18 protein-coding genes, 1 other RNA gene and 3 pseudogenes are annotated in these 22,971 nt (G+C 72.6%); 7 read left to right on the top strand and 15 right to left on the bottom strand.

What is annotated here, in order from left to right; translation table 11 throughout:
• Positions 1–119: 119 nt before the first annotated feature.
• The 3 genes and pseudogenes from tgmC to IE294_RS06910 form a co-directional block, all read right to left on the bottom strand.
• Positions 120–1,097: an ATP-grasp peptide maturase system methyltransferase gene (gene tgmC / locus IE294_RS06920; protein ID WP_306433359.1), complete on the bottom strand. Its 978-nt coding sequence runs from the start codon at positions 1,095–1,097 to the stop codon at positions 120–122.
• A gap of 141 nt (positions 1,098–1,238) precedes the next feature.
• On the bottom strand, positions 1,239–1,649 hold the full coding sequence (locus IE294_RS06915; protein ID WP_229917048.1) for an MvdC/MvdD family ATP grasp protein: 411 nt from the start codon (positions 1,647–1,649) through the stop codon (positions 1,239–1,241).
• A 16-nt stretch (positions 1,650–1,665) separates the two neighbouring features.
• Positions 1,666–2,307: pseudogene (locus tag IE294_RS06910) on the bottom strand (DNA-methyltransferase); the annotation flags it as partial.
• Between the two features lie 638 nt (positions 2,308–2,945).
• On the opposite strand from IE294_RS06910, the pseudogene IE294_RS06905 reads away from it, so the two are divergent.
• Together IE294_RS06905 and IE294_RS06900 are read left to right on the top strand one after the other, a co-directional pair.
• Positions 2,946–3,461 (top strand): annotated as a pseudogene (locus IE294_RS06905) (C40 family peptidase); the annotation flags it as partial.
• Positions 3,462–3,739: 278 nt separating this feature from the next.
• Positions 3,740–4,933 carry a hypothetical protein gene (locus tag IE294_RS06900; protein WP_229917040.1) on the top strand — a complete coding sequence of 398 codons (1,194 nt, stop codon included), beginning with the start codon at positions 3,740–3,742 and terminating at the stop codon, positions 4,931–4,933.
• A 611-nt stretch (positions 4,934–5,544) separates the two neighbouring features.
• On the opposite strand, the gene rnpB is transcribed toward IE294_RS06900, so the two are convergent.
• The 4 genes and pseudogenes from rnpB to IE294_RS06875 all read right to left on the bottom strand — a co-directional run bounded on the left by rnpB (position 5,545) and on the right by IE294_RS06875 (position 9,240).
• An RNA gene (rnpB, locus tag IE294_RS06895) (RNase P RNA component class A) lies at positions 5,545–5,957 on the bottom strand.
• A 115-nt stretch (positions 5,958–6,072) separates the two neighbouring features.
• Positions 6,073–6,789 (bottom strand): annotated as a pseudogene (locus IE294_RS49580) (DMT family transporter); the annotation flags it as partial.
• A gap of 59 nt (positions 6,790–6,848) precedes the next feature.
• Complete coding sequence (locus IE294_RS06880) at positions 6,849–7,697, bottom strand: helix-turn-helix domain-containing protein (protein ID WP_189883307.1); 849 nt, start codon at positions 7,695–7,697, stop codon at positions 6,849–6,851.
• Between the two features lie 109 nt (positions 7,698–7,806).
• A complete protein-coding gene (locus IE294_RS06875; protein WP_189883304.1) occupies positions 7,807–9,240 on the bottom strand; it encodes an RNB domain-containing ribonuclease in 1,434 nt (477 codons plus the stop codon).
• A gap of 74 nt (positions 9,241–9,314) precedes the next feature.
• Here IE294_RS06875 and yaaA point away from each other — a divergent pair, with 74 nt between their 5' ends.
• Both yaaA and eda read left to right on the top strand, forming a co-directional pair.
• Positions 9,315–10,097: a peroxide stress protein YaaA gene (gene yaaA / locus IE294_RS06870; RefSeq protein ID WP_189883413.1), complete on the top strand. Its 783-nt coding sequence runs from the start codon at positions 9,315–9,317 to the stop codon at positions 10,095–10,097.
• Between the two features lie 71 nt (positions 10,098–10,168).
• Positions 10,169–10,831, top strand: a complete 663-nt coding sequence (gene eda / locus IE294_RS06865) for a bifunctional 4-hydroxy-2-oxoglutarate aldolase/2-dehydro-3-deoxy-phosphogluconate aldolase (protein WP_189883300.1) — start codon at positions 10,169–10,171, stop codon at positions 10,829–10,831.
• Positions 10,832–10,844: 13 nt separating this feature from the next.
• On the opposite strand, the gene IE294_RS06860 is transcribed toward eda, so the two are convergent.
• The 3 genes from IE294_RS06860 to IE294_RS06850 are packed head-to-tail and all read right to left on the bottom strand — an operon-like array spanning position 10,845 to position 13,977.
• On the bottom strand, positions 10,845–12,317 hold the full coding sequence (locus tag IE294_RS06860) for a bifunctional RNase H/acid phosphatase (RefSeq protein WP_189883298.1): 1,473 nt from the start codon (positions 12,315–12,317) through the stop codon (positions 10,845–10,847).
• Positions 12,318–12,328: 11 nt separating this feature from the next.
• Positions 12,329–13,072, bottom strand: coding sequence for a zinc ribbon domain-containing protein (locus IE294_RS06855; RefSeq protein WP_189813676.1), 744 nt, complete (start codon positions 13,070–13,072; stop codon positions 12,329–12,331).
• A complete protein-coding gene (locus IE294_RS06850) occupies positions 13,069–13,977 on the bottom strand; it encodes a Nif3-like dinuclear metal center hexameric protein (RefSeq protein WP_189883295.1) in 909 nt (302 codons plus the stop codon). The genes IE294_RS06855 and IE294_RS06850 overlap by 4 nt, the downstream gene beginning before the upstream one ends.
• Positions 13,978–14,164: 187 nt before the next feature.
• Between IE294_RS06850 and IE294_RS06845 the strand changes: the two genes are divergently transcribed.
• Together IE294_RS06845 and IE294_RS06840 are read left to right on the top strand one after the other, a co-directional pair.
• Complete coding sequence (locus IE294_RS06845) at positions 14,165–15,466, top strand: hypothetical protein (protein ID WP_189883281.1); 1,302 nt, start codon at positions 14,165–14,167, stop codon at positions 15,464–15,466.
• Between the two features lie 96 nt (positions 15,467–15,562).
• A complete protein-coding gene (locus IE294_RS06840; protein WP_189883278.1) occupies positions 15,563–15,721 on the top strand; it encodes a hypothetical protein in 159 nt (52 codons plus the stop codon).
• Between the two features lie 47 nt (positions 15,722–15,768).
• Here IE294_RS06840 and IE294_RS06835 read toward each other — a convergent pair whose 3' ends face one another.
• From IE294_RS06835 to chsH3, 3 genes are read right to left on the bottom strand one after another with little or no spacing between them, the layout of a single operon-like run.
• On the bottom strand, positions 15,769–16,707 hold the full coding sequence (locus IE294_RS06835; protein WP_189883275.1) for a 3-oxoacyl-ACP reductase: 939 nt from the start codon (positions 16,705–16,707) through the stop codon (positions 15,769–15,771).
• A gap of 11 nt (positions 16,708–16,718) precedes the next feature.
• Positions 16,719–17,795, bottom strand: a complete 1,077-nt coding sequence (locus IE294_RS06830; RefSeq protein ID WP_189883272.1) for a Zn-dependent alcohol dehydrogenase — start codon at positions 17,793–17,795, stop codon at positions 16,719–16,721.
• A gap of 37 nt (positions 17,796–17,832) precedes the next feature.
• Positions 17,833–18,690 carry an enoyl-CoA hydratase ChsH3 gene (chsH3, locus tag IE294_RS06825; RefSeq protein ID WP_189883270.1) on the bottom strand — a complete coding sequence of 286 codons (858 nt, stop codon included), beginning with the start codon at positions 18,688–18,690 and terminating at the stop codon, positions 17,833–17,835.
• 313 nt (positions 18,691–19,003) lie between these two features.
• On the opposite strand from chsH3, the gene IE294_RS06820 reads away from it, so the two are divergent.
• The gene (locus IE294_RS06820) at positions 19,004–20,350 is read left to right on the top strand and encodes a sensor histidine kinase (protein WP_229917039.1); all 1,347 of its coding nucleotides are present in this window, start codon (positions 19,004–19,006) and stop codon (positions 20,348–20,350) included.
• Here IE294_RS06820 and IE294_RS06815 read toward each other — a convergent pair.
• Together IE294_RS06815 and IE294_RS06810 are read right to left on the bottom strand one after the other, a co-directional pair.
• Positions 20,316–21,896, bottom strand: coding sequence for an alpha-L-arabinofuranosidase B (locus tag IE294_RS06815; RefSeq protein WP_189883267.1), 1,581 nt, complete (start codon positions 21,894–21,896; stop codon positions 20,316–20,318). The two genes, IE294_RS06820 and IE294_RS06815, sit on opposite strands and share 35 nt — an antisense overlap.
• Positions 21,897–22,157: 261 nt before the next feature.
• Complete coding sequence (locus IE294_RS06810; RefSeq protein ID WP_189883252.1) at positions 22,158–22,775, bottom strand: TOPRIM nucleotidyl transferase/hydrolase domain-containing protein; 618 nt, start codon at positions 22,773–22,775, stop codon at positions 22,158–22,160.
• Positions 22,776–22,971: the final 196 nt, after the last annotated feature.

The following is a 22,971-nucleotide window of genomic DNA, read 5'->3' as shown; positions in this document are numbered from 1 at the left end:
GTCGCCGTCGAAGGCACCGTCGACCTCGACGAGGACTTCTGACCGCACCCGCACAACGGCGCAAGGTGTCCCGGAACGTTCCGGGACACCTGTCGGCTGTCGTCGTCAGGACACGAAGGTCAGATCGGCAGGTTCCAGGAGCGGCCATCGGGTGTTCCGAGCCACACGCGTTGGGTGCCGTCCAAGTCCACGGTCAGGCCGAGGTCCGAGTGTGGGGGTGAGCCCGCGTCCTGCCAGACAGTGAGAGTGTCTTCCACCTGATCCCAGAGGCGGAGAGGGCCGTGCTGGTGCACGGTCCAGCCGCCTCCGGCCGGTTCGGTCCACGCCTGTGATCCGGTGGCGACGTCCACGAGGATCACGCCCGTGCCGGTGGTCATGAGTTCGGCGGACGGTGCAGCGAGCTGAGCGAGGAACTGCCCGGTCCAGTCTTCCAGGAGTGCGGGGTCCGCGCGGGTGGCGCGGGTATGGCCGGGACGCTGGTGGAAGGTGGGTCGGGGTGGGCGTTCGTGGGGGCGGGCGAGCATGTAGCTGATCTGGTCGGGGTGGAAGCGGCCGGTGGCGGTGCCGTCGTCCTGGACGGTGAGACGAACGAGTCCGGAGGCGAGCATCCACCCGCTGATGGTGGTGGTGATGGTGCCACCGGCACGTACCTGGCAGAGCCAGGCTGGGGGGATGTGGCGGACGGCGCAGGTGGCCACGATGTGGTCGTACTCAGCGTCGCCCTTGTGTCCAGCGAGGCCGTCGCCGGTGATCAGGGTGGGGTGATACCCGGCGGCATGGATGTGGTCGGCCGCCGCCGCGGCCAAGTTTGGGTCGTACTCGATGGAGTACACGTTCTTGTCGCCGAGGCGGCTGCACAGGATGGCGGTGGAATAGCCGGTGCCGGTGCCGATCTCCAGCACCTTGTGACCCTCGCTGATCCCGGCGACATCGAGCATGCGCACGATCAGGGAGGGCAGCGTGCTGGACGAGGTGGGGCGGCCGGTGACGGGTCCGGTGGCGTCGACGGCGGTGGTGCCGTCGACCTGGGTGACCCAGGTGGTGTCTTGGTAGACGAGCCCCAGCCACTTTCCGGGATCGGTCTGGTCGCGGTGCATGGGGGTCCACTGGCGGCCGTCGAACTGGAACAGGCCGTTGCCGAGGAAGAGCGCGGGGCACCGTTTCGAGGGCTGTGCGCCAAGCCGGGTCGTCCACAGGGACGACGGCGGCGAGTTGGCGGCGCAGGTCTGCGGAGTCGGTCATGCGGGGGCTCCGTGCTGTAGGTGGTCGGCGATGGCGTGCGTGAGGGGAGCGGTGATGTGGCCGGGAAACCAGGCCCATTGACCGTTCGGGTTGCACTCGTACCAGTGCCAGACGCCCTCACGGTCCAGACCGAAGTCGAAAGCGCCGAAGGTCAGTCCGAAAGCATCGAGGTAGGAGCGCACGCCCTTGACGATGGCCGGGGGAACGGGCACGGCGGTGTAGGTGAGCAGGTCGTAATGGCGACGCCAGTCCACGCCAGGTGAGCCGTCGATGCGGACGGCGGTGAGGTGGTCGCCGACGGCGGTGAGGCGGATGTCGGCGGACTTGCGGACGCGCTGCTGAAACAGGTGCGCAGTGTGGCGTAGGTGGTGGTCGATCTGGCACAGGGTGACGTCCTCGATCCACACGGTCAGCGCGCGGCCGGCGGCTCTCGCGCAGGGCCACGACGCCGGTCGTGCCGGAGCCGGCGAAGGGGTCGAGGACGGTGCCACCCGGCGGGCAGATCCTCACCAGCTCCTGCATCACTTCCACGGGCCTCTGCGTGATGTGCACGCGGTCCTTCCGGGGCTGGCTCGCGGCGTACAGACCGGGCAGGTAGATGGGGTTCCGGTCGGGGTCGACGGGGCCCTTGGTGCCCCAGACGATGTACTCGCAGGACTGCTTGAGCCGGCCCTTCTGCGGTCGGGAGATCGGCTTGTGCCACGAGGCGATGCCGCGCCATGTCCAACCAGCGGCCTGGAGTGCGTCGGTCGTGGTGGGCAGTTGCCTCCAGTCGGTGAACACGAGCGCGGAACCCGACTCGACGGTTGCCCGGTAGGACTCCGTGAGCAGGAGGGTGAGCCAGAAGCCCTACGAGCGCTGGTCGCGGTTCTCACCTGGGAAGTTGGCGAGGTCATGTTCGGCGTCGGCCGAGGTGTACTTCGCGCGGGCACTGCGGCCTGTTCGTTCGCTGCTGGTTCGGCCGCCACTGTTGTAGGACGGGTCCGTGATGACGGCATCGACGCTGCTGTCGGGGATGCCGGCGAGGGCAGTCAGTGCGTCGCCTCGGTGCAGGGTGTACGGCATAGTGCGGTTCTCTCTTTCGCAGGAAGGTCGTGTGCCTGATTCCGCACTCCCGGAATTCTGCACACGGCGGCGTTAGCCGCTCTCGGAGGCTGTAGAAGCAACCGTCTGGGGAGAGCGACGGGCTGGAGAGTAACTGCCTTATCCGGCCGTACCCTAATGCGCTCAGCCTCCATGTGGCGCGCCCCGACTAACCGTCATGACGTCGTTTGGTGGGGCCGAACTTCGTCTCTACAGTCTTGCCGTGCTCGACGGCCGGGGCTCAGTGCCCTCTCTGTTGAGCTTTGCTGATGCGCGTTGCCTAGTCCAGCTGGCGGTACGGACGGCACACACGAGGCAGCCTGACAATTCGGCCTGAGAGGACTCTCTGTGTGGCTTGTGAGATTACGAGCGCGGCTGACTGCCGCTCTCCAGTAACGGGGCCCCAAGGGCCGGGAGTTAGTGGCTTCCGACCTTTGGTCCCCACTTCCTGATCTCAGGTGATGTGAATTCCCGACCAGAGCGGTTCCGGTGACCTTTTCGACGAGAACGCTGGCGCTGCGCTGCCTACGAAGCAAGGAGCTGCTGATGCAGCATGCCCAGGCACACCCTTCCCCTGAGTCCAGCTCCCCCGCCGCCCTCTCGAAGGACGGCCCGCGGCCGTGAAGGCGGGCGCGGCGATAGTCGGGGCCGTGGCTCTCGGCCCGTTGCTGCTGATCGCCCCGCTCGCAATCGCTCTGGCTGGCGCGAACAGTGCCCAAGCCGCCTGTACAGGGAGCGATGCGCAGGCTGTGGATGCCACAGCGGTCGGCAAGCAGGTGGAGTCGATCCTCAAGGGTGGCGGCAAGGCCACGGCATCGGTCCCAGGGTTGGACGACCCCGCCGAGCAGATCCCGAACGCCAAGACGATCCAGGCCACGGGCGTCGCCATGAAGGTGCCGGCTCGTGGACAGGTTGTTGCCCTGGCCACAGCCCTGCGGGAGTCGGGGCTGCGGAATCTGACCTACGGCGATCGGGATTCGCTCGGCCTCTTCCAGCAGCGCCCGAGTCAGGGTTGGGGGACGGCCCAGGACGTCCGCGACCCGGGGCACGCCTCGACGAAGTTCTACGAGGCGCTGCTGGAGAGTCCGGGGTGGCAGTCCATGACCGTCGCGCAGGCTGCGCAGGCGGTCCAGAAGGACCGGGTGTGGAGCCGGATGACGAGGGCTGCCGCAAGTCCGCGGCCTGACGTACGCTCCGCACACGATCACCCTGCGGGCCCAATGTCAGTGCGGATCCATACAGTTGCTCCGCTGGCCGCGCCCGTGCGGCCGGATCCGTCCTCGAAGGAGATCTTGAGATGCGTTTACGAAGACGTGTGGCGGGTGTCGCGCTAGTTCTGGCGGCCGCCTCGTTCAATCTGCTCGGTGCTTCCGGCACAGCAGCGGCGCAGGCTCGGGGTGGCATCGTCCTGCCCGTGCGGTCGCATTGGCAGACCCTCGCCGACAGCCATCATGTGTACGTCAGCGCACCCGGCGACGACGCGGTGCTGGCGACCGACCACGACGGGCAGGTCGTGAAGAAGGTGGAGGGTCTCGACGGGGCGCGGGGCATGGCCGAGTCGGCCGACGAGTCCACCCTGTACGTGGCGCTCCCGGATGCTGACGCGATCTCCGTCATCGACACCGCGACCTTGACCGAGACGCGGCGCATCCCGACCGGGGCCGACACCGAACCAGAGAGCGTCGCCCTCGCCGGCGGCCGGCTGTTCTTCGGTTACCAGGCCACCTCCTTCAACGCCGGCATCGGGTCAGTCGCCATCGGCGGGGCGATCCCGGCCGTCAGCTTGGACGAAAATCCCGTCTGGTACGGCAAGCCGCGGCTCGCTTCGTCGCCAGGCACGCCCGACCGGCTCGTCGCCGCGGAGAGTCAGGGTGCGCTGGGCATGCGCGTGTACGACGTGGGCTCCGGCACGCTTCAGGAGACCGCCTACAGCGACGCCATCGGCGATGTCGAGGACGTGGCGATGACGCCGGACGGCAGCAGCGTGATCACCGCGAACGGCTCCAACTACTACCACCAGCGGTGGCGCCTGTCGGACCTGACGGAGGAGGCCCAGTACGATACCGGCCCCTACCCGAACTCCGTCGCTGTCGACTCCCACGGCACGGTCGCTGCGGGGATCGTGGCAGGAGGGGATTGGGACGTCTACGTCTACCGTCCGGGAGAGACCGCCGCGTACCGCACGGTCGCGTTGTCGCCGGGATACGCGGATCTCGTCGACCGGGGCGTGGCCTGGGCGCCCGACGGCAACAGGCTGTTCACCACCCGATTCCCCTACTCGGGCGAGGTCGTTCTCGACATCATCACCGACCTCAGCAAGGCATCCAGCACGATCACCCTGTCCGCCCCAGCGACGAACCCCATCGGCACGCCGGTCACCGTGACGGGAAAACTGACCTCGCTGGTCCCCTTCCCCGAGCACATGGCGGTCGCGGTGACACGCAACGGCGTGGAACTGCCGGATGCGACGGTCGGACCGGACGGCACCTTCAACTTCAGTGACACCCCGCCCGACTGGAACACGTATCCCCAGTACACGGTCACCTACGCGGGCGACGCCCGACATGTGCCCGGCACGGCGACCGTCATGGTCGAGTTCGTCCGCTGACCTGGCCGGGCGGTTTGCCTGAGCCCGTCACAACGGGGTCGGCCGGTGTCTCGGTGGACACCGGCCCACCCCGCGCTGGCGAAGAGTCTTCGAAGACCGGGGGAGTCTCGTTTCGAGATGAACGCGCGCCGTTGTTCTCCGGCCCCCATCAGGACGGTGAAGGGGGCTGCGGCCCAGCAGGCTGTCGACCGGGAGGGATGTCGCCGTGCCCCCCACCCTTGAACATGTATAGAACGGTCGACCTCGCCCCCATCCAATGGTCGAGCGTGTCCTCCAGCAAGGCCCTGGCGTCATCTGTACTCAGTTCGTCCACGGCACGCAACGCGGCCTCGGCTTCCGCGGTGAACGCCTTGTGGTGCGCCGTCGCGACCCACGCTTGTGTGGCGGGCGAAACGTGCGGCGAGTGCTGGGCAACGGTCCCCGGCAGGGTCAGGTAGCAGGCGCCGGCGAGTTCGGCCAAGGTGGCCCGGCTGGTGGCCAGGGACTTTCAGCGCTGTCTCAGGGACTTCCGAGGGACTTTCCGCCGCCTAACACGGCAAGCCCCCGAAAGATCGGAAAGGGCCTCCGACGCAGGTCAGAGGCCCTTTCCCAGGCAAAGCCGCAGGTGGCGGCAGACGAGTCGGGCTGTACGCCGGGTTCTGTTCCCCGGTGTCCTCGCGGACGCCGGGGCGACGGCCATCCATCTAGGGCCGGCGTTGCCGCCGGCCTCGTGCGGTCTACCCGCGGACTCGGGCGGGCAGCCCTCGATCGTCCGCGCAGGGACGCCCCTCTTGCGAGAGGCGGCCCCTCTTGACCTTGCTCCGGGTGGGGTTTACCTAGCTGCCCAGGTCACCCTGGGCACTGGTGGTCTCTTACACCACCGTTTCACCCTTACCAGGGGCCGGAGCCCCGGGCGGTCTGCTTTCTGTGGCACTGTCCCGCGGGTCACCCCGGGTGGCCGTTAGCCACCACCCTGCCCTGTGGAGCCCGGACGTTCCTCGGGAAGCCCCCTAGGGGGACTCCACGCGGCCGTCCGCCCGGCTCGTCTGCCGTGACGACCATGGTACCGGGCGCGTGCCGCGTCGCGGACCCGCGGCCGTCGCGAGGACCGAGCCGGCCAGGATGAGGGCGAAGGCGGCCAGCACCGGGAGGGTCAGCGGTTCGTCCAGGAACAGGGCGCCCGCCGCCACCGCCACCGCCGGGTTGACGTAGGTGATCACCGTGGCCCGGGTGGGGCCGGCCTCCTTGATCAGCTCCAGGAACGCCACGAACGCCACCGCGGTGCAGATCACGCCCAGTCCGGCGAGCGCGGCCAGGACGGTGGGCGAGGGCAGGGCGGCCGGGCGGGTGAGGGCCGCCGCGGGGGCGTAGACCAGGGCGGCCAGGGTGAGGCACGCGGCCGTCAGATGGAGCGACGGGACCTCCTTGAGGCGGCGGGCGGCGATCAGGGGGGCCGTGGCGTAGCCCAGGACCGTGACCAGGACTTCCGCCAGGGAGCGGGCGTCGCCGCCGGTGAGGTGCGGGAGGGTGAGGACCGCCACCCCGGCCAGGCCCAGGGTCAGGCCCGAGACCCGGCGGACGCCGAGGTGCTCGGTGTCGCCCAGGAACCGGGCCAGGACCACGCCGACGATCGGTACGCCCGCGATCAGCAGGCCCGCCGTCGAGCTGGACAGGTGCCGTTCGGCGTCGGTCAGGGTGAACCAGGGGATCATGATCTCCAGGACCGCGAAGGCCAGCATGGGGCGCCAGTGGCGTCGTATCGCGTCCCCGAAGCCGCCCTGGCGGAGGGCGAACGGGAGCAGCAGGGCCGCGCCGAGCGCGCAGCGCGTGAACACCACCACCGGCGGGGACACCGCGTCCACCGCCACCTTGATCATCAGATAGGGGATGCCCCAGACCACTCCCATCAGGGAGAACAGGAACCAGCCGCGTGCAGTCATGCGGCCGAGTGTCGGCCTCCCGGTCCGGGGCCGTCTTGAACGCTGTTGCGGTAGGCCGCCGGGGTCACCCCGAGCACCCGGCGGAACCAGCGGGTCAGGTGGGCCTGGTCGGCGAAGCCGACGAGGGCGGCCACTTCGGCGGGGCGCAGGCCGCTCTCCAGCAGGTACCGCGCCTTGGTGACCCGGTGCTGGGCGAGCCAGGCGTAGGGGGGTATGCCCATCGTCGTACGGAAGGCGCGCAGGAGCTGGTAGCGGGACAGGCCGAGGTCGGTGGCGAGCAGGGCCAGGGAGGGCGGGTCGGTGAGTTCGTCGGCGAGGCGGTCGCGGACCGTGCGGGCTATGGCGTCGGCGCCGGGGATGCGGTCGGCGAGCGGGCGGGCCGTGGAGTGGCGCCGGGCCAGGGCGGTGAGCACCCAGGGCAGGACGGACTCGGCCTCCAGCGGGTCGGGGCAGGCGCTCAGTCGCGTGTGGGCGGTGCGCAGGGCCTCGGCCAGCGCCGGGTCGTCGACGAGGGGTTCGCGGAAGTGCGGCAGGCCGCCGAGGGTGCCGTCGGCCAGCAGGGACGGCTCGGCGTACAGGGCGCGGTAGGCGTAGCCGTCGGTGGGGTTGCCGGGGCCGCCGGTGTGCATCTCGCCGGGTTCGAGGACGACGATCGTGCCGGGGCCGGTGCGGATGTGGCCGCCCCGGTAGTCGATGATCTCCGAGCCGCCGACGCAGACGCCGATCGTGTACTCGTCGTGGGCGTGCGGGGCGTAGACGTGCCGGCGGAAGCTCGCGGTGAGCAGGTCGAGCGGGGGACCGCAGCGGCCCAGCCGGGCCCGTGTCCACCGTGCCTGTTCCCCCATCGGACCGTCCCCCTCACGACTCCCGCGGCCGGCGCCCGTCCCGCGCCGTGCCCCCGCTACCGGGTACAGCGTCGGAAGCCCCGATTCCATGCCGCGCTCGTCCAGGCGCTCAGGCCACGGTGAAGCGGATCTTCGACGTGCCCGGGTCGGCGCGGGTGAGCCGGACGCGCAGGCGTTCGCCGAGCGGCAGGTCCGTGCCCTCGACGCGTCCGATGACCGCCGGGGACAGCACCTGGACGGTGCCCACGGTCGGCCGGTGCTCGTCGACGTCCACGACACAGCCGTCGAAGACGTCCCCGACCCGGTCCTTGAGCAGGGCCGCCTCCACGATGTCGACGCACTCCCGTTCGACCGTGCCCGCGCGCCGGGAGCCGTCGGCCATCCGCCGGGGCAGCGCGTCCAGCGCGGCGAGCACCCAGTCGGGCGGGTCCTGGCCGGCGACGGCGGCGAGGCAGATCTCCGAGGCGTACCGGTCGGCGAGGCGGCGCAGCGGGGCGGTGCAGTGCGCGTAGGCGGCGGCGACGGCCGCGTGCGTGGTGAGCGCGGGCAGTTCGCCGTCCCGGAAGACGGTGTAGCCGGCCCCGCGCAGCAGGGTGGTGCACTCCTGGAGGAAGGCCGCGTGGTGCGGGTCGTGCGGGTCCAGGGTGCGCAGCAGGGCCGCGTACGACACGTGGTGCGGCCAGTCGATGTGCAGGGCGGTGGCGGTACGGCGCAGCCGCGCGACGGCACCGTCGGGGGCGGTGGGGAGGGTGCGCAGGATGCCGGTGCCGTGGGCGAGCATCAGATCGGCGGCGGCCATGCCGGTGAGCAGGGAGAGCTGGGCGTTCCAGCGGTCGGCGGGCAGCGGGGCGCGGTAGCGCAGCGCGTAGGTGTGGTCCTGCTCGATGATCTCCTGCTCGGGCACGTGCAGGGAGATCCCGCCGCGCTCGGCCTCCAGGCGTTCCCGTGCCTCGCCGATCTCCTTGAGCAGCGCGACGGGTTCCTCGGCCGTCCCCTTGTCGATGTCCCGCTGCACGTGGGCGTAGTCGAGCTTGGCCCGGCTGCGAACCAGGGCCCGGCGCACGTCGACGGCGCGGGTACGGCCCTCCGCGTCCAGGTCGATCGTCCACAGCGCGGCCGGCCGGGTCCGGCCGGGCAGCAGGCTGGCCGCGCCCTCGCTGAGCACGGTGGGGTGCAGCGGGACCCTCTCGTCCGGGAAGTACAGGGTGGTCACCCGCCGGTGTGCCTCCGCGTCCAGGGCTCCGCCGGGTGCGACGAAGGCGGCGACGTCGGCGATGGCGTACCGGACGCGGTAGCCGGTGCCCTGCCGGGACAGGTGGGTGGCCTGGTCGAGGTCCGTGGAGGTGGGCGGGTCCAGGGTGAAGAAGGGGATGTCGGTGGCGTCGTACACCGGCAGGGCCGGGTCCTTGGCCGCCTGCTCGGCCGCGGCGTGGACCTCCGGCGGGAAGGCCTCCGGTATGCCGAGTTCGGAACGGAGCGCGGCGAGCGCGGCCCGGAGGGGGGCTTCGGGGGCGCCGGTGACGCGGATCTTGCGGCGGGGCATGGAGTGAGCGTAGGCCGAGGTGGCAGCGGAGTCACGCCGTACCCTGGCGCGGAGGTCTACGTGAGGAGTACGTGTTGCTGGTCCTGCTGCCGCCCTCGGAAGGCAAGGCGAACGGGGGCGAGGGTGCCTCGCTTCGGCTGGAGTCGCTGTCCCTGCCGGGGCTGACCGCCGCGCGGGATGCCGTGCTCGGGGAGCTGGTCGAGCTGTGCTGCGGCGACGAGGAGAAGGCCCGCGAGGTGCTGGGGCTGAGCGAGGGGCTGCGCGGCGAGGTCGCGAAGAACGCCGGGCTGCGCACGGCCGGCGCCCGCCCGGCCGGCGAGGTCTACACCGGTGTCCTGTACGACGCCCTCGGCCTGGCCACGCTGGACGCGGCGGCGCGGCGCCGCGCGGCGGACTCGCTGCTGGTCTTCTCCGGGCTGTGGGGTGCCGTGCGGGTGACGGACCCGATTCCCTCCTACCGCTGCTCGATGGGCGTGAAGCTGCCGGGGCTGGGCGCGCTGGCCGGGCACTGGCGGGCGCCGATGGCCGAGGTGCTGCCGGAGGCGGCGGCCGACGGCCTGGTCCTCGACCTGCGGTCCTCGGCGTACGCGGCGGCCTGGAGGCCGAAGGGCGAGGTGGCCGGGCGCACGGCGACGGTACGGGTGCTGCACGCGCCGACCCGGAAGGTCGTCAGCCACTTCAACAAGGCGACGAAGGGCCGGATCGTCCGCGCTCTGCTGACCGCCGGGGCCGCGCCGAAGGATCCCGCGGAGCTGGTGGAGGTGCTGCGGGAGCTGGGGTACGCCGTGGAGGCGGAGGCGCCCGGGAAGGCGGGCAAGGCGTGGGCGCTGGATGTCCTGGTGGACGAGATCCACTGAGGACACCGTAAGGCGTTGCAGCATGCGCAACGCTCATTGCGGGGATTGCAGTACCTGGGCACGATGAGCGCATGACCTCGCCGCTGCCCTCGTTTCCGGCTGCCTCCGTACTGGACCTCGCCCCCGTCGTGCCCGTGGTGGTGCTCACCGACGCCGCCGACGCCGTACCGCTGGCGCGGGCGCTGGTCGCGGGCGGGCTGCCCGCGATCGAGGTGACCCTGCGGACCCCGGCCGCGCCCGCCGCGATCCGGGCCATCGCCGCCGAGGTCCCGGAGGCCGTGGTCGGGGCGGGCACGGTGATCACGCCCGAGCAGGTGGACGCCTGTACGGCGGACGGGGCGCGGTTCCTGGTCAGTCCCGGGTGGACGGAGGCGCTGCTGGCGGCGATGCGCGGGTCCGGGGTGCCGTTCCTGCCCGGGGTGTCGACCACCTCGGAGGTCGTCGCGCTGCTGGAGCGCGGGGTGCGGGAGATGAAGTTCTTCCCGGCGCAGGCGGCGGGCGGTACGGCGTATCTGAGCTCGCTGGCCGGGCCGTTGCCGCAGGCCCGGTTCTGTCCCACGGGCGGGATCGGGCCAAAGACCGCGCCGGAGTACCTGGCCCTTCCCAACGTCGGCTGCGTGGGCGGGAGTTGGATGGTCCCGGCGGAGGCGGTGGCCGCCCGGGACTGGGGGCGGATCGAGGAACTGGCGCGTACGGCGGCCGGGTTGAGGTCCCCGGGCGGCTCGGGGGCGTAGCCGCCCGGGTGGCTCAGGGACGCAGGTGGGAGGTGTCGTTGAACAGCCGCACGCTCGCGTTGCCGTCCGCGTAGTACGCCACCGCCGACAGGGAGGCCGCCGAGAGCTCCATCCGGAACAGCGACTTGGGCGGGGCGCCGAGCGCGAGGCGGACGAAGGTCTTGATCGGGGTGACGTGCGTGACCAGCAGGACCGTACGGCCCGCGTGGGCCGCGACCAGCTTGTCGCGGGTCGCGGCGATCCGGGTGGCCGTCTCGGCGAAGCTCTCGCCGCCGCCGGTGGGGTGGGCCTCCGGGTCGGCGAGCCAGGCGTCGAGGTCGTCCGGGTGGCGCTCGCGGACCTCGCCGAAGGTCAGGCCCTCCCAGGCGCCGAAGTCCGTCTCGCGCAGGCCGTCGTCGAGCGTGACGTCCAGGTTCAGGCGGGCGGCGACGATCTCGGCGGTCTCGCGGGTGCGGGCGAGGGGGGAGGCGACGACGGCCTGGATCGTGCCGCGCCGTGCCAGGGCCTCGGCGACCCGGTGCGCCTGCTCCCGGCCCGCGGCGGAGAGGGAGGGATCGGTACCGCCGCTGCCGGAGAAGCGTTTCTGGGGGGTCAGGGGGGTTTCGCCGTGCCGGAGCAGGACGAGGGTGGCGGGCGCGCCCAGGTCGGGGGCGGCGCTCCAGCCGGGGGCACTGGTGACGCGCTGCTCGTTCACGGTTTCCCCACCGGAACTGGAGGGGCGCCCTTCGCTGGGGGACCCGGGGCGCTGCTCGCCGAGGGCCTGCCCGGCGCCGAGGGCCTGCCCGGCGCTGGGGGACTCGGGGCTCTGCTCGCTGGGAGGTGCCGCTTCCGCTGGGACGGGTGCCGCCCCAGCGGCACGACTGCCCGCAGCTGCGGCGGGTTCAGGGGCCGCACCGGCGGCCCGGTCCCCCGCGGCCACCGCGGAATCCGGAACCGCACCGGCGGTCCGGCTCTCCGTCAGGGCCGCGCGGGCCTTCGCCGCGCCCGCCGCCGCGTCTCCGGGCGGGCCCGACGGCTCAGGGACGGCAGGCGGGGTGTCCAGGGCCGCGCGGGACCGCGACGGTGACCACTGCCGGCCCTTCGCCCCCGCGTCCATCGCCTCGTTCGCCAAGCGGTCCGCGTGCTTGTTCCGCTCGCGCGGGATCCACTCGTAGGTGACCTGGTCCGGGGGGTAGACGGACCTCGCCTCCGTCGCCAGCGGCTTCATGTCGGGGTGCTTGATCTTCCAGCGGCCCGACATCTGCTCGATGACGAGCTTGGAGTCCATGCGGACGTGCACCCGGGCCGACGGGTCGAGGGCGCGGGCGGCGCGGAGGCCGGCCAGGAGGCCGCGGTACTCGGCGACGTTGTTCGTGGCGACGCCGATGTACTCCGCGGCCTCGGTCAGGGCCTCACCCGTGGCCCCGTCGAGCACGACCGCCCCGTAGCCCGCGGGCCCGGGGTTGCCCCGCGACCCGCCGTCGGCCTCGACGATGAACTCCCGCACCCTGAAGCCCCTTACAGACCCGACTCGGCCGTACGCACCAGGATGCGGCGGCAGTTCTCGCAGCGGACCACCGTGTCCGGCGCCGCCGCGCGGATCTCGTTCAGCTCGGTGATGGCCAGCTCCTGCCGGCAGCCCTGGCAGGTGCGGGCGTACAGCTTGGCCGCGCCGATGCCGCCCTGCTGCTCGCGCAGCTTGTCGTAGAGCTTCAGCAGGTCCGCGGGGACGGAGGCCGCCACGACCTCGCGCTCCTTGGTCACCGAGGCGGCCTCGCCGTCGATCTCCTCGAACGCCGCGTCCCGGCGACCGGTCGCGTCGTCGATCTTCGACTGCACGGAGGCGACCCGCTCGGTCAGCTCGTTCACCCGCTCCTGCGCGGCCTCGCGGCGCTCCATGACCTCCAGGACGACGTCCTCCAGGTCGCCCTGCCGCTTGGCGAGGGAGGCGATCTCGTGCTGGAGGTTGGAGAGGTCCTTCGGCGAGGTGACCGCGCCGGAGTCCAGGCGCTGCTGGTCGCGGGCGGCGCGCTGGCGCACCTGGTCGACGTCCTGCTCGGCCTTGGTCTGCTCGCGGGCGCAGTCGCTCTCCTCGGTCTGCGCGGCCACGAGCAGGTCGCGCAGCTGCGTGAGGTCCTTCGTCAGCGACTCGATCTCGGCGTGCTCGGGCAGGGACCTCCGCTTGTGCGCGAGCTGCTGGAGGCGGACGTCGAGGGCCTGGACGTCGAGGAGTCGGATCTGGTCGGCGGGCGCGGCGTTCAGTTGGGGGCTCCCGTGGTATCGGAAGGGGCGCGCGAAGCGCTCGTTGGAAGGGTGGTGGTGGGCGACGGGTGGGCGGTGGCGGTGGACGCCGCGTGGGCGGTCCAGGGGTCGGTGACCGTCTTGGAGACGTGGACGCGCAGGTCCCAGCCGTAACGGTCGGAGATCTCGTCGAGCTGGCTCGCGGCCAGCTCGCACCAGGGCCACTCGGTGGCCCAGTGCGCCGCGTCGAGCAGCGCGAGGGGACTGTGGGCCACGGCCTCGGAGGCCGGGTGGTGGCGCAGGTCGGCGGTGAGGAAGGCGTCGACGCCGGCCGCGCGGACCTGGTCGAAGAGGCTGTCGCCGGAGCCGCCGCTGACGGCGATGGTGCGGACGACGGCCTCGGGGTCGCCGGCCACCCGGATGCCCTGCGCGGTGGCGGGCAGCCGCTCGGCGGCGCGGGCGGCCAGTTCGCGGAGGGTGAGGGGGTGGTCGAGTTCGCAGACGCGGCCCAGGCCCCGGCGGCCCTCGGGGTCGGCGGGGTCCGGCACGAGGGGGCGTACGACGCGGAGGTCGAGGGCCCCGGCGAGGGCGTCGGAGACGCCCGGGTCGGCGGTGTCGGCGTTGGTGTGGGCGACGTGCAGCGCGATGTCGTTCTTGATCAGCGTGTGCACGACCCGGCCCTTGAAGTGCGTGGCCGCGACCGTGGTCGTGCCGCGCAGGTAGAGCGGGTGGTGGGTGACCAGCAGGTCGGCGCCGAGCTTCACCGCCTCGTCCACGATCTCCTGGACGGGGTCGACGGCGAACAGGACCCGGGTGACCTCCTGGGCGGGGTCGCCCACGACCGTGCCGACCGCGTCCCAGGACTCGGCCCGCTCGGCGGGCCACAGGTTCTCCAGCGCGGCGATGACTTCAGACAGACGGGGCACGGCCCAAGGCTACCTGGCTGCTCGGCGGGGCTGTACCGCATGCGTCCGGTCTGCCCCCGCTCAGCACAGACGCCCCGGTTTCCTCAGGTGAATCGCTTCTGCACCACCCGTACGTGTGAAGCCGGGGAGGGCCGGTCCCCCGCCTCCGCGCGCGAAAACTAGCTTCGTCGCCGGAGGTGACCGAACGATGACGGTCTGTGCGATCGACCCCCCCTCCACGGACGGGACCGCCGGCCTGCCGGGGACGGGGTGCGCGATCACGGCGGACGGCGCGTACGCCGCCCGGCTCGCCCGTGACGGTGACTCCTGGTTCCCGGAGCGCTGGACCCTGGACGGCCCGGAGCCGTACGCGGTGCCCCTGCCCGGAAACCAGCCCGAGGGGCCCGGGACCGAGGTGCAGCCGATGGGTGACGGGCGGGTGCTGATCCACCGCCCGGTGGCCGGGCGGCACGCCTTCTCGCTGCTGTACCCGACCGGGCCCGGCACCGGTGAGCTGCCGCTGGGCGCGGTGGAGTGCGCCGGACCCGGCACCCGGCTCACCCTGCTGCCGCCGGCGCCGGGGGGCGTGCGGGCGTACGCCCTCGCGGTCGGACCGCGCTCCAGCGTGGTGTGGCTGGTGGCGGGCGGGGCGTTCGGCCCGGAGCGGTGCGCCGAGGTGCCGGGGCGCTGCTCGGGCGGGGTCTGGCTGGACGGCTCCGGACGGATGCTGGCGCTGGACCGGGAACTGGACGGACGCACCAAGACGGTCGTGGTGGACCTGGAGCGCGCCGGCGAGGTCTCGCCGCTGCTCCAGATCGCGGAGGGCAGCGACGACCGGCTGCTGCTCGCCGATCCCGACAGCGGCCTGCTGCTGATCTCCTCGGACGCGCCCTCGCCCGGGCGGCAGCGCCTGGGCTGGGGCGTCCTCGGCAGCACCCTGCCGGTGCGGTTCCCGGAGTGCCTGCGGGTGCCGGAGTGCGTGGTGACGCCGTTCGCGATCCAGCCCGGGCAGGTGCTGATGCCGGAGAACTGCGCGGTGGGCCTGCGCATCGACGGGTCCCTCGGCACCTGGGTGGGCGTGTGGCGGCCGGCCGGCCGTGAGGTCCGGCACCTCCCGGCGCCCGAGGGCTGGCTGGCGGGCACCGGGCTGTGCACGCGCGACGGGGTGCTGCGCCTGCCGTACGCCACGGAGGCGACCCCGTGCGGCGTGTCGGATGTGACGGCACCGGGCGGGGGCGCGACCGCGGCCACGACGGGGGTGGGGAACGTGGCAACGGAGGGGACGGGGGACGTGGCCGCGGGGAGAACGGGGGCTGTGGCCGCGGAGGGAACGGGGGACGTGGCCGCGGAGAGGACGGGGGGCGCCCAGGTGCCGGAGCGGGACGGCGGCGCCGCCGGGGCCTTGGAGCGGGTGGGTCCGGCGGGGGCGGAACCGGGTCCTCCGGTGCCGGCGGTGGCCCGGCCCGTGCCGTTGCAGCAGGCACCCTTGGGGCGTCTTGTAACGAACTAGTGCCGGTTGGCGTGTGCGCCTGGATTCGGCCCGTGGTGCGCCGGTTAAACTCGCCCGGCTGTACGAAAGATCAGGTTGACGGGGTGAATACGTCCGATGAGCGACACCAGCACCACTGAGCAGCTGTCTGCCGGCTCTTCCGAGAACGCCGGCCACGGCCGGCACCGGGGCCCGGTCGCGGCCCAGGAGAGCGAGTCGACTCCGCACGGCCGGCATCGCAAGCCGGCCCAGGAGACGGCGGAGGCAGCTGCCTGACGGCAGTGAAGATGAGGGGGCGCCCGCTCGGCGGGCGCCCCCTTCGCCTATCCCCGTCCGAGCCCCAGCACCTCCGCCGCCGCGAAGGTCTCCCCCGGCGGCCGGTCCGCGTAGTGCGGGGTGAGGAGCGCGTCGAGTTCGTCGTACGTGAACGTCTCCTGCTCGCTGTCGAACCGGGCCCGCACCCGGGGCCGTTCCATCACGGCCACCATGCCGCCGTGGACGACGAGCAACTGGCCGTTGACCCGGGCGGCGGCCGGCGAGGCCAGATAGCCGACGAGCGGGGCGACATGTTCCGGAGCGAGCGGGTCCAGTCCCTCCTCCGGCCTGCGCAGCCCGGCGAAGACGTCCTCGGTCATCCGGGTCCGGGCGCGCGGGCAGATGGCGTTGGCCGTGACGCCGTACTTGGCGAGGGCGAGCGCGGTGGAGGTGGTCAGGCCCACGATCCCGCCTTTCGCCGCCGCGTAGTTGGGCTGGCCCGCGGACCCGGCCAGGAACGCCTCCGAGGAGGTGTTCACGATCCGCCCGTAGACCGCCGCGCCGGCCGCCTTGGACCGCTCCCGCCAGTGCGCGGCGGCGAAGCGGATGGTGTTGAAGTGGCCTTTGAGGTGCACGCGGATCACCGCGTCCCACTCGTCCTCCGTCATGGAGAACACCATGCGGTCGCGCAGGATGCCGGCGTTGTTGACGAGGACGTCCAGCTTGCCGAACGCGGACACGGCCGACTCGACCAGCGCGCGGGCCTGCGGGAAGTCGGAGACGTCCCCGGTGTGCGCCACGGCCCTGCCGCCGGCGGCGCGGATCTCCTCGGCGACCTCCTGAGCGGGCCCCGCCGACGCCGGCCCCGAGCCGTCCCGCCCCGGCTGCCCGTAGTCGTTGACGACGACGGCCGCGCCGAGCCGGGCGAGTTCCAGGGCCTCGGCCCGGCCGAGCCCGCGTCCGGCGCCGGTGACGATGGCGGAGAGCCCCTCCAGTGGCAGTGACATGTGCCGCTTCCTCAGATCTCGACGCAGGTGCGCAGGGCGGCCCCGGTGCGCATCTGGTCCAGCGCCTCGTTGATCCCCGCGAGCGGCACCCGGTGGGTGATCAGGCCCGCCAGGTCGACGCGGCCGGCCCGCCACAGGGCGATCGTGCGCTCGTAGGAGCGCAGCACGTCCCCGCCGCCGTACAGGGACGGCAGGATGCGCTTCTCGTCGAAGAACAGCTCGAACATGTTGAGCTGGAGAACGTCGTCCATGGCACCGGCGCCGACCACGACCAGGGTGCCGCCGCGCCGGGTGTTCTCGTAGGCGGCACGGGCGGTGGCGGACCTGCCGACGACCTCGAAGACGTAGTCGAAGCCCTCGCCGCCGGTGACCTGCTGCCTGGCGTCGGCCAGCCCCTCCGGTGCCACGGCCCTCGTGGCACCGAACGCGAGGGCGGACTCGCGCCGGGAGGCGACCGGGTCGACGGCGACGATCTCGGCGGCGCCCTTGAGCCGCGCGCCCTGTACGGCCGAGATGCCGACGCCTCCGCACCCGATGACGGCGACCGACGAACCGGCTGCCAGGTCGGCGGTGTTGAGGACGGCGCCGAGGCCGGTCGTCACCCCGCAGCCTATGAGGGCGGCGATGTCGAAGGGCACGTCGTCCGGGATCGGCACGGCGCAGCCGGCGTCGACCACGACCTCCTCGGCGAAGGTGCCGGTGCCCGCGAAGCCGAACAGGTCGCCGCCGGAGCGGCGGAAGTTGGGGGTGCCGGCGTTCATGAACCCGGCCAGGCACAGCTCGGTCTGCCCGCGCTTGCAGGCCGGACAGGCGCCGCAGGCCGGCAGCCAGCACAGCACGACCCGGTCCCCGGGCTTGAGGTGCCGTACGCCCTCGCCGACTTCGAGGATCTCGCCGGCGCCCTCGTGGCCGGGTACGAAGGGGGCCGGCTGGGGCAGCACCCCGCTCATCGCGGACAGGTCCGAGTGGCACAGCCCGGTGGCGCGCACCCGGACCCGGACCCTGCCGGGGCCGAAGCCCACCGCCTCGACGTCGTCGAGCACCTCCAGCTTTTCCTGGCCGATCTCGTGCAGTACGGCTGCGCGCATGGTGCGGCTCCCCTCGCGGTCTCTCACTCGCGGTCTGTCAGGAGTGCTGAACGATGGTGTCGGCGAGGACGGGCGCGTCGTCCCGTTCGACGGCGCTCACGGCGGCCCGTACGGAGGCTTCCGAGACCCACATCCGGATCCGCAGGGTCTCCCCCGGGTACACGACCCCGGCGAACCGCGTGGCGTACGACCGCACCCGGCTCACGTCCCCGCCGAGCAGGGTGTCGACGACCGCCTTGAGCGTGACGCCGTAGGTGCACAGGCCGTGCAGGATGGGCCGTTCGAAGCCGGCGAGCTTGGCGAACTCGGGGTCGGCGTGCAGCGGGTTCCAGTCCCCGGACAGGCGGTAGAGCAGTGCCTGGTCCTCACGCAGGCGCCGCTCGACGACCCGGTCCGGCTCCCCGGTGGGCGGCTCGCGCCGGGCGGACGGCCCCCGGTCGCCGCCCCAGCCGCCCTCTCCCCGTACGAAGATCTGCGCGTCGTTGGTCCACAGCGGGCCCTCGCTGTCGGCGACGTCGGTGCGCATGACGAGGACGGCGGCCGAGCCCTTGTCGTACACGGCGGCGATGCGGCCGGTGGCGGTGGCGGTGCCCTCGGCCGGGAGCGGGCGGTGCAGGGTGAGCGTCTGGCCGCCGTGCAGGACGCGGGCGAGGTCGACGTCGACGCCGGGCATGGACAGCCCGCTGATCACGCCCGGTGAGCCGGCGCCCGCGACGGTGGCGAAGCTGGGCAGGACGTGCAGCCGGGACTCCAGGGTGTAGCGCAGCTCGTCGGGGTCGGTGGCGGGGACGCCCGCGCCGATGCCCAGGTGGTAGAGCAGGACGTCCTTGCGCGTCCAGGAGATCTCTCCCGACCGGGGCTCGGCGGCGAGTGCCTTGGCGGCGTCGATGGGCATGGGGCTCCTGACGGGTCTCAAGACCTCGGTGCGGACGTCCGCACCGTCGGCCGCACCGAGGTCGTCCACGTGCGGACATAGAACGCGTTCCAGTCCGGCGCCCCCTGTATAGCCGAGCCCTCCGCAGTTGTGAAGGCTCCTGACACCGTGTCAGATCAGCTGGCCGGCCGTGACATGTGTCCTGCCCGATTCGGTACATGCGTGTCTGCCCGCGTCCGGGCCCGGTTCCGTACCGTTCGATCCGTACGCCGTACCGCCCTCCCGCCCTCGTGCGGGACGGGCCGTTCGAACGACTGGGACGGGGGACTCGGAGATGACGTGGTGGCAGAGGCTGAGCTGCCGGATGGCGGCCTGGCAGCGGGAACGGCCGGTGTGGCGGGCGGACCTGCGGCGCTCGCGGGCCGCCCGGTGCGAGGGGGCGGACCCCTCGGCCGCCGGGCATCCGGGCCCGCCGCCCACCGGCTTCACCCTGCTGCCCTGGCTGCTGCTGGGCATGGGCTCCCTCTCCAACGTGCTCCAGGGCGAGACCCCGAACCCCTGGATCGGCGGCCTGGGCCTGCTCGCCTTCAACTCCCTCTACGTCTACGTCACCTTCCGCGCCTTCGACCGGGCCAGGCGCGAGTCGGCGTCCACCCGGGTGGCGCTGGGCCTGCTCGGCCTGGTCACGACGGGCCTCGCCCTCGGGTACGGCGGCAACTGGCTGATGTTCTTCCCGCTGCTGGGCCTCGCCACGGGCGCCACCCTGCGCGGACCATGGCTGGGCCGCCTGGGCCTGCTGCTCACGCTCTACGCGGGAACCGCCACCTGGCTGCGGGACGGCTGGAACGACGCGTCGGGCATCGCCTACGCCACCTTCCTGTCCAGCATGGTCACCGCCGCGATCCTCAGCCTGTCCGAGGCCGTGCGGGAGCTGCGGGCCGCCCGGGAGGAGCTGGCCCGGCGGGCGGTGGCGGAGGAGCGGCTGCGCTTCTCCCGCGATCTGCACGATCTGCTCGGGCACACCCTGTCGGTGGTCGTGGTGAAGTCGGAGGCGGCCCGCCGGCTCGCGCCACGCGACCTCGACGCGGCGCTGGCACAGGTCTCGGACATCGAGTCGGTGGGCCGGCAGGCGCTCACCGAGATCCGCGAGGCGGTGACCGGCTACCGCGAGGGCAGCCTGGCCACCGAGCTGACCCGGGCCCGGTCGGCGCTCTCCGCGGCGAGCGTGCGGCCGGTGGTCCGCCAGTCCGGGGCGCCGCTGGCCCCGCGGACCGAGGCACTGCTCGGCTGGGTGGTGCGCGAGGCGGTCACCAACGTCGTCCGGCACAGCCGTGCCGACCGCTGCGAGATCACCGTCGAGGGAGCCGCCGATCGGGTCCGGCTGACGGTCACGGACAACGGCACGGGCGCCGGAACCCCGGCCGCCGGTGCGGGCGCCGGCGGTACGGGGCTGAAGGGGCTGACCGAACGCCTCGCGGCGGCGGGCGGCTCCCTCACGGCCGGCCCGGCGCCCCGCGGCGGCTTCACGGTCACCGCCGACCTTCCGGTGAGCGGTGACCTGCCGGCGAGCGATGCCGAGTGGGCGACGGCGGTGGGTACCGGTGCGGGTACGGGTACGGGTGCCGCTACGACTGCTGCGGCTGCGGTTACGGCGCCCAGGGCGCGGCGACCACCCAGCTGACGTCGGCCGTCCACGACGTGCTGCTGTCGAAGGCGTTGGCTCCGCCGTTGCTCGCTATGTAGAGGTTGTGGTCGTAGTGGCGCAGGTAGCGCGTCGGGTAGTTGTACGAGGCGAACGAGGTGCCGGTGCCGCTCTTGCCGGTCTGCGGGCAGAAGGTGGCGTCGGCCCGGAACTGGGCGGTGCCGTCCATCGGCTGCCGGTAGACCCGGTAGTTGGAGTGGCGCAGGAAGTCACCGGGGTAGTTCCGTGACTCGAAGGAGACGCAGGAGCCGTCGGCCAGTCCCCGGCGGACGATCCAGGTGGCGTCGTTCTTGTCGAGGGACGAACTGCTCGACGTCACCGGGGAGATGACGGCCGCGTCGTTCTGGTGGCGGACGTAGTCGCCGGTGCAGCAGGAGGTCGTGGCGCGCAGGGAGACCTCGGAACCGGGGCTCAGCGCGCCGGTGCTGCCGGTCGGGCCGCCGTAGCCGACGGAGACGACGTTGGCCTGGACGGCGTTGTCGGCGGCGTCCGTCGGGATGCCGGCGGTCATCACGCCCTCGAAGAAGGAGCCGATCGAGCCGTTGCTGTTGTCGCCGCCGGTGCCGAGGACGATCGCGCCCTCCTGGTGCATCGGCCTGTATCCGCCCGCGGTCGGCTCACCCCCGGAATAGGTGGTGGTCAGCCCGCCCGATTGGGCATTTCCGTATTTCAGCGCGAAATGGTCCTGGCCGTTGTTCTTCAGCAGCGCGGTCACGAACGGCAGCGGGCCGGTCCCGGTGTTGGCGGTGTTCTTGCTGTAGCCGGCGTCGGACTGGAACAGCCCGTTCTCCAGGTCGGCCTGCACCCAGGGGCCCTGCCCGTAGCAGGGCGAGAACCAGCACTCGGTGCCGAAGTTGATGGCGTCCATGTGGCCGTTGCCGGTGTCCATGTTGTTGGTCTCGGCGTTGCCGTAGTCGAAGCAGCAGCGGTTGTTGACGTGCGTGCCCGAGGTCACCATGTACATCCCCTCGGCCTGCCCGTTCACGGCCACGCCCGAGGTGGAGTTGTCCCGGTACCCCATGCCGGCGGAGATCTCCAGGCCGTAGACCTGGTGGCCGCCGGCGGTCACCGGCAGGGCGTCCGCGGGCGCGCCCACATCGGCGGCCCCGGCCCCGCCCGCGCCCTCGATCGTGAGGTCGTTGTGGCGCGGGGACTGGTCGTAGATCTCGGTGATGACGCAGGTCGTGCCGGAGCAGAAGGAGTCCTGGGCCGCCGCGTCGGCATACCCGCCGGCGGACAGCGGACCGATGTTCGTCTTCGCCCCGTCCTTGGCGCGCTGCACCTGGTACAGCGGCCCGTTGTACGCCGCGTACAGCGACCGGACCAGGCTGTGCGCGGCGACACAGGGGGTGCCGGCGGCGGCGTAGAGGTCACAGGGCAGCGAACTCGCGGCGGCGGCCGGGGGTGCGCCGGTGCCGAGGAACAGCGCGGCGAGGGTGGCGCAGACGGCGAGGAGGGAGAGGAGGGCGCGGGGTGTGCGGGGGGCGCGCGGGGCGCCGGGGGCGCGGGGGGTTCTCGACAGCACGGTGCACCTCGGGTTCGTCGTGGGCGAGGCTTGTCCGGGATCCCGAACGTCGTTCGATCGAAATACCGAACCTATTCGCCTGCGGAATTACTGCGGATTCCAGGAAATGCGCGGGCACGGCACGGGCGATTGTTTGTGCACCGTCAAGACGCGTCAACCCCCGCCGCACCGGACCATGCCGAGTCTTTACGGGCCCTCTGTGCCGAGCAGTCCGTGCCGAGCCGCCTGGGAGGAGCCGTCCGTGCCGAGCCCGCCGGCCGGTCAGAGGCTGGTGAGCAGACCGTCGAGCGGGGCGGGTGTACGAGCGGGATCGAGGGCCTCGACCAGGACACGGCCGTAGTGGATCTTCCGCCCCTTCTTCGTGCCGAGGAAGCGCCGCAACTGCTGCTGTGCGGTGCGGCCCCGCTGCGCGGGCTGACTCAGGAAGGTCTTCAGCGCGCGCAGGTCGCCCTCCGCCCGGACCAGTTCCGCCACCCGGGTCACGCCCAGCGCACGGATCAACTCGTCCTCCAGATCCGCCGCGCAGACGAAGAACCCGTGCTGTGCCGCACCGGCCCGCTCCCAGCCGCGGGCGTAGTACGGGCGCTCCCGCTCGTCGCACAGGCCGGTGAGGCGCAGGCCCAGTCCGGCCGGCCCGAGGAGGCCGGCGAACCGCCCGACGTTCATCGCCCCGCCCATCGGCAGGACGCAGACGCCTTCGGCCGCCAGGTCCCGGCCGCGGCCCGCGGCCAGCGCGCCGACCGCCGCCTCGTCGCTCGGCCCTTCGAGCAGGACGGCCGCCCGGACGGACAGCCGCGCGGCCAGCTCCCGCGCGGGGCCCCCGGGCCCGCCGGCCGCCCACGCGGTGACCGCCTCCCGGAACGCCCCCATGTCAGCCATGAGCCGAGTCTCCGCCCTTTCCAGGGCCCACGGTAGGGAATTTCCACGAGCGCGACCGATCCATGCGGCCAGCGGCCGACCGAGACGCCGGCCCTGACCGCCGTACCGCCTCCGGTGCCGCCCCCTGACCGGCTCCGGGCCCCGACCCCCACCGCCGTACCGACTCCGGTCCCGACCGCGTACCGTCGCCGACCCC

It is taken from the genome of Streptomyces canarius (assembly GCF_014650735.1).
GTDB lineage: Bacteria > Actinomycetota > Actinomycetes > Streptomycetales > Streptomycetaceae > Streptomyces > Streptomyces olivaceoviridis.
The sequence above is the reverse complement of the archived record's forward strand: the minus strand, read 5'-3'. Positions and strand labels throughout refer to the sequence as shown.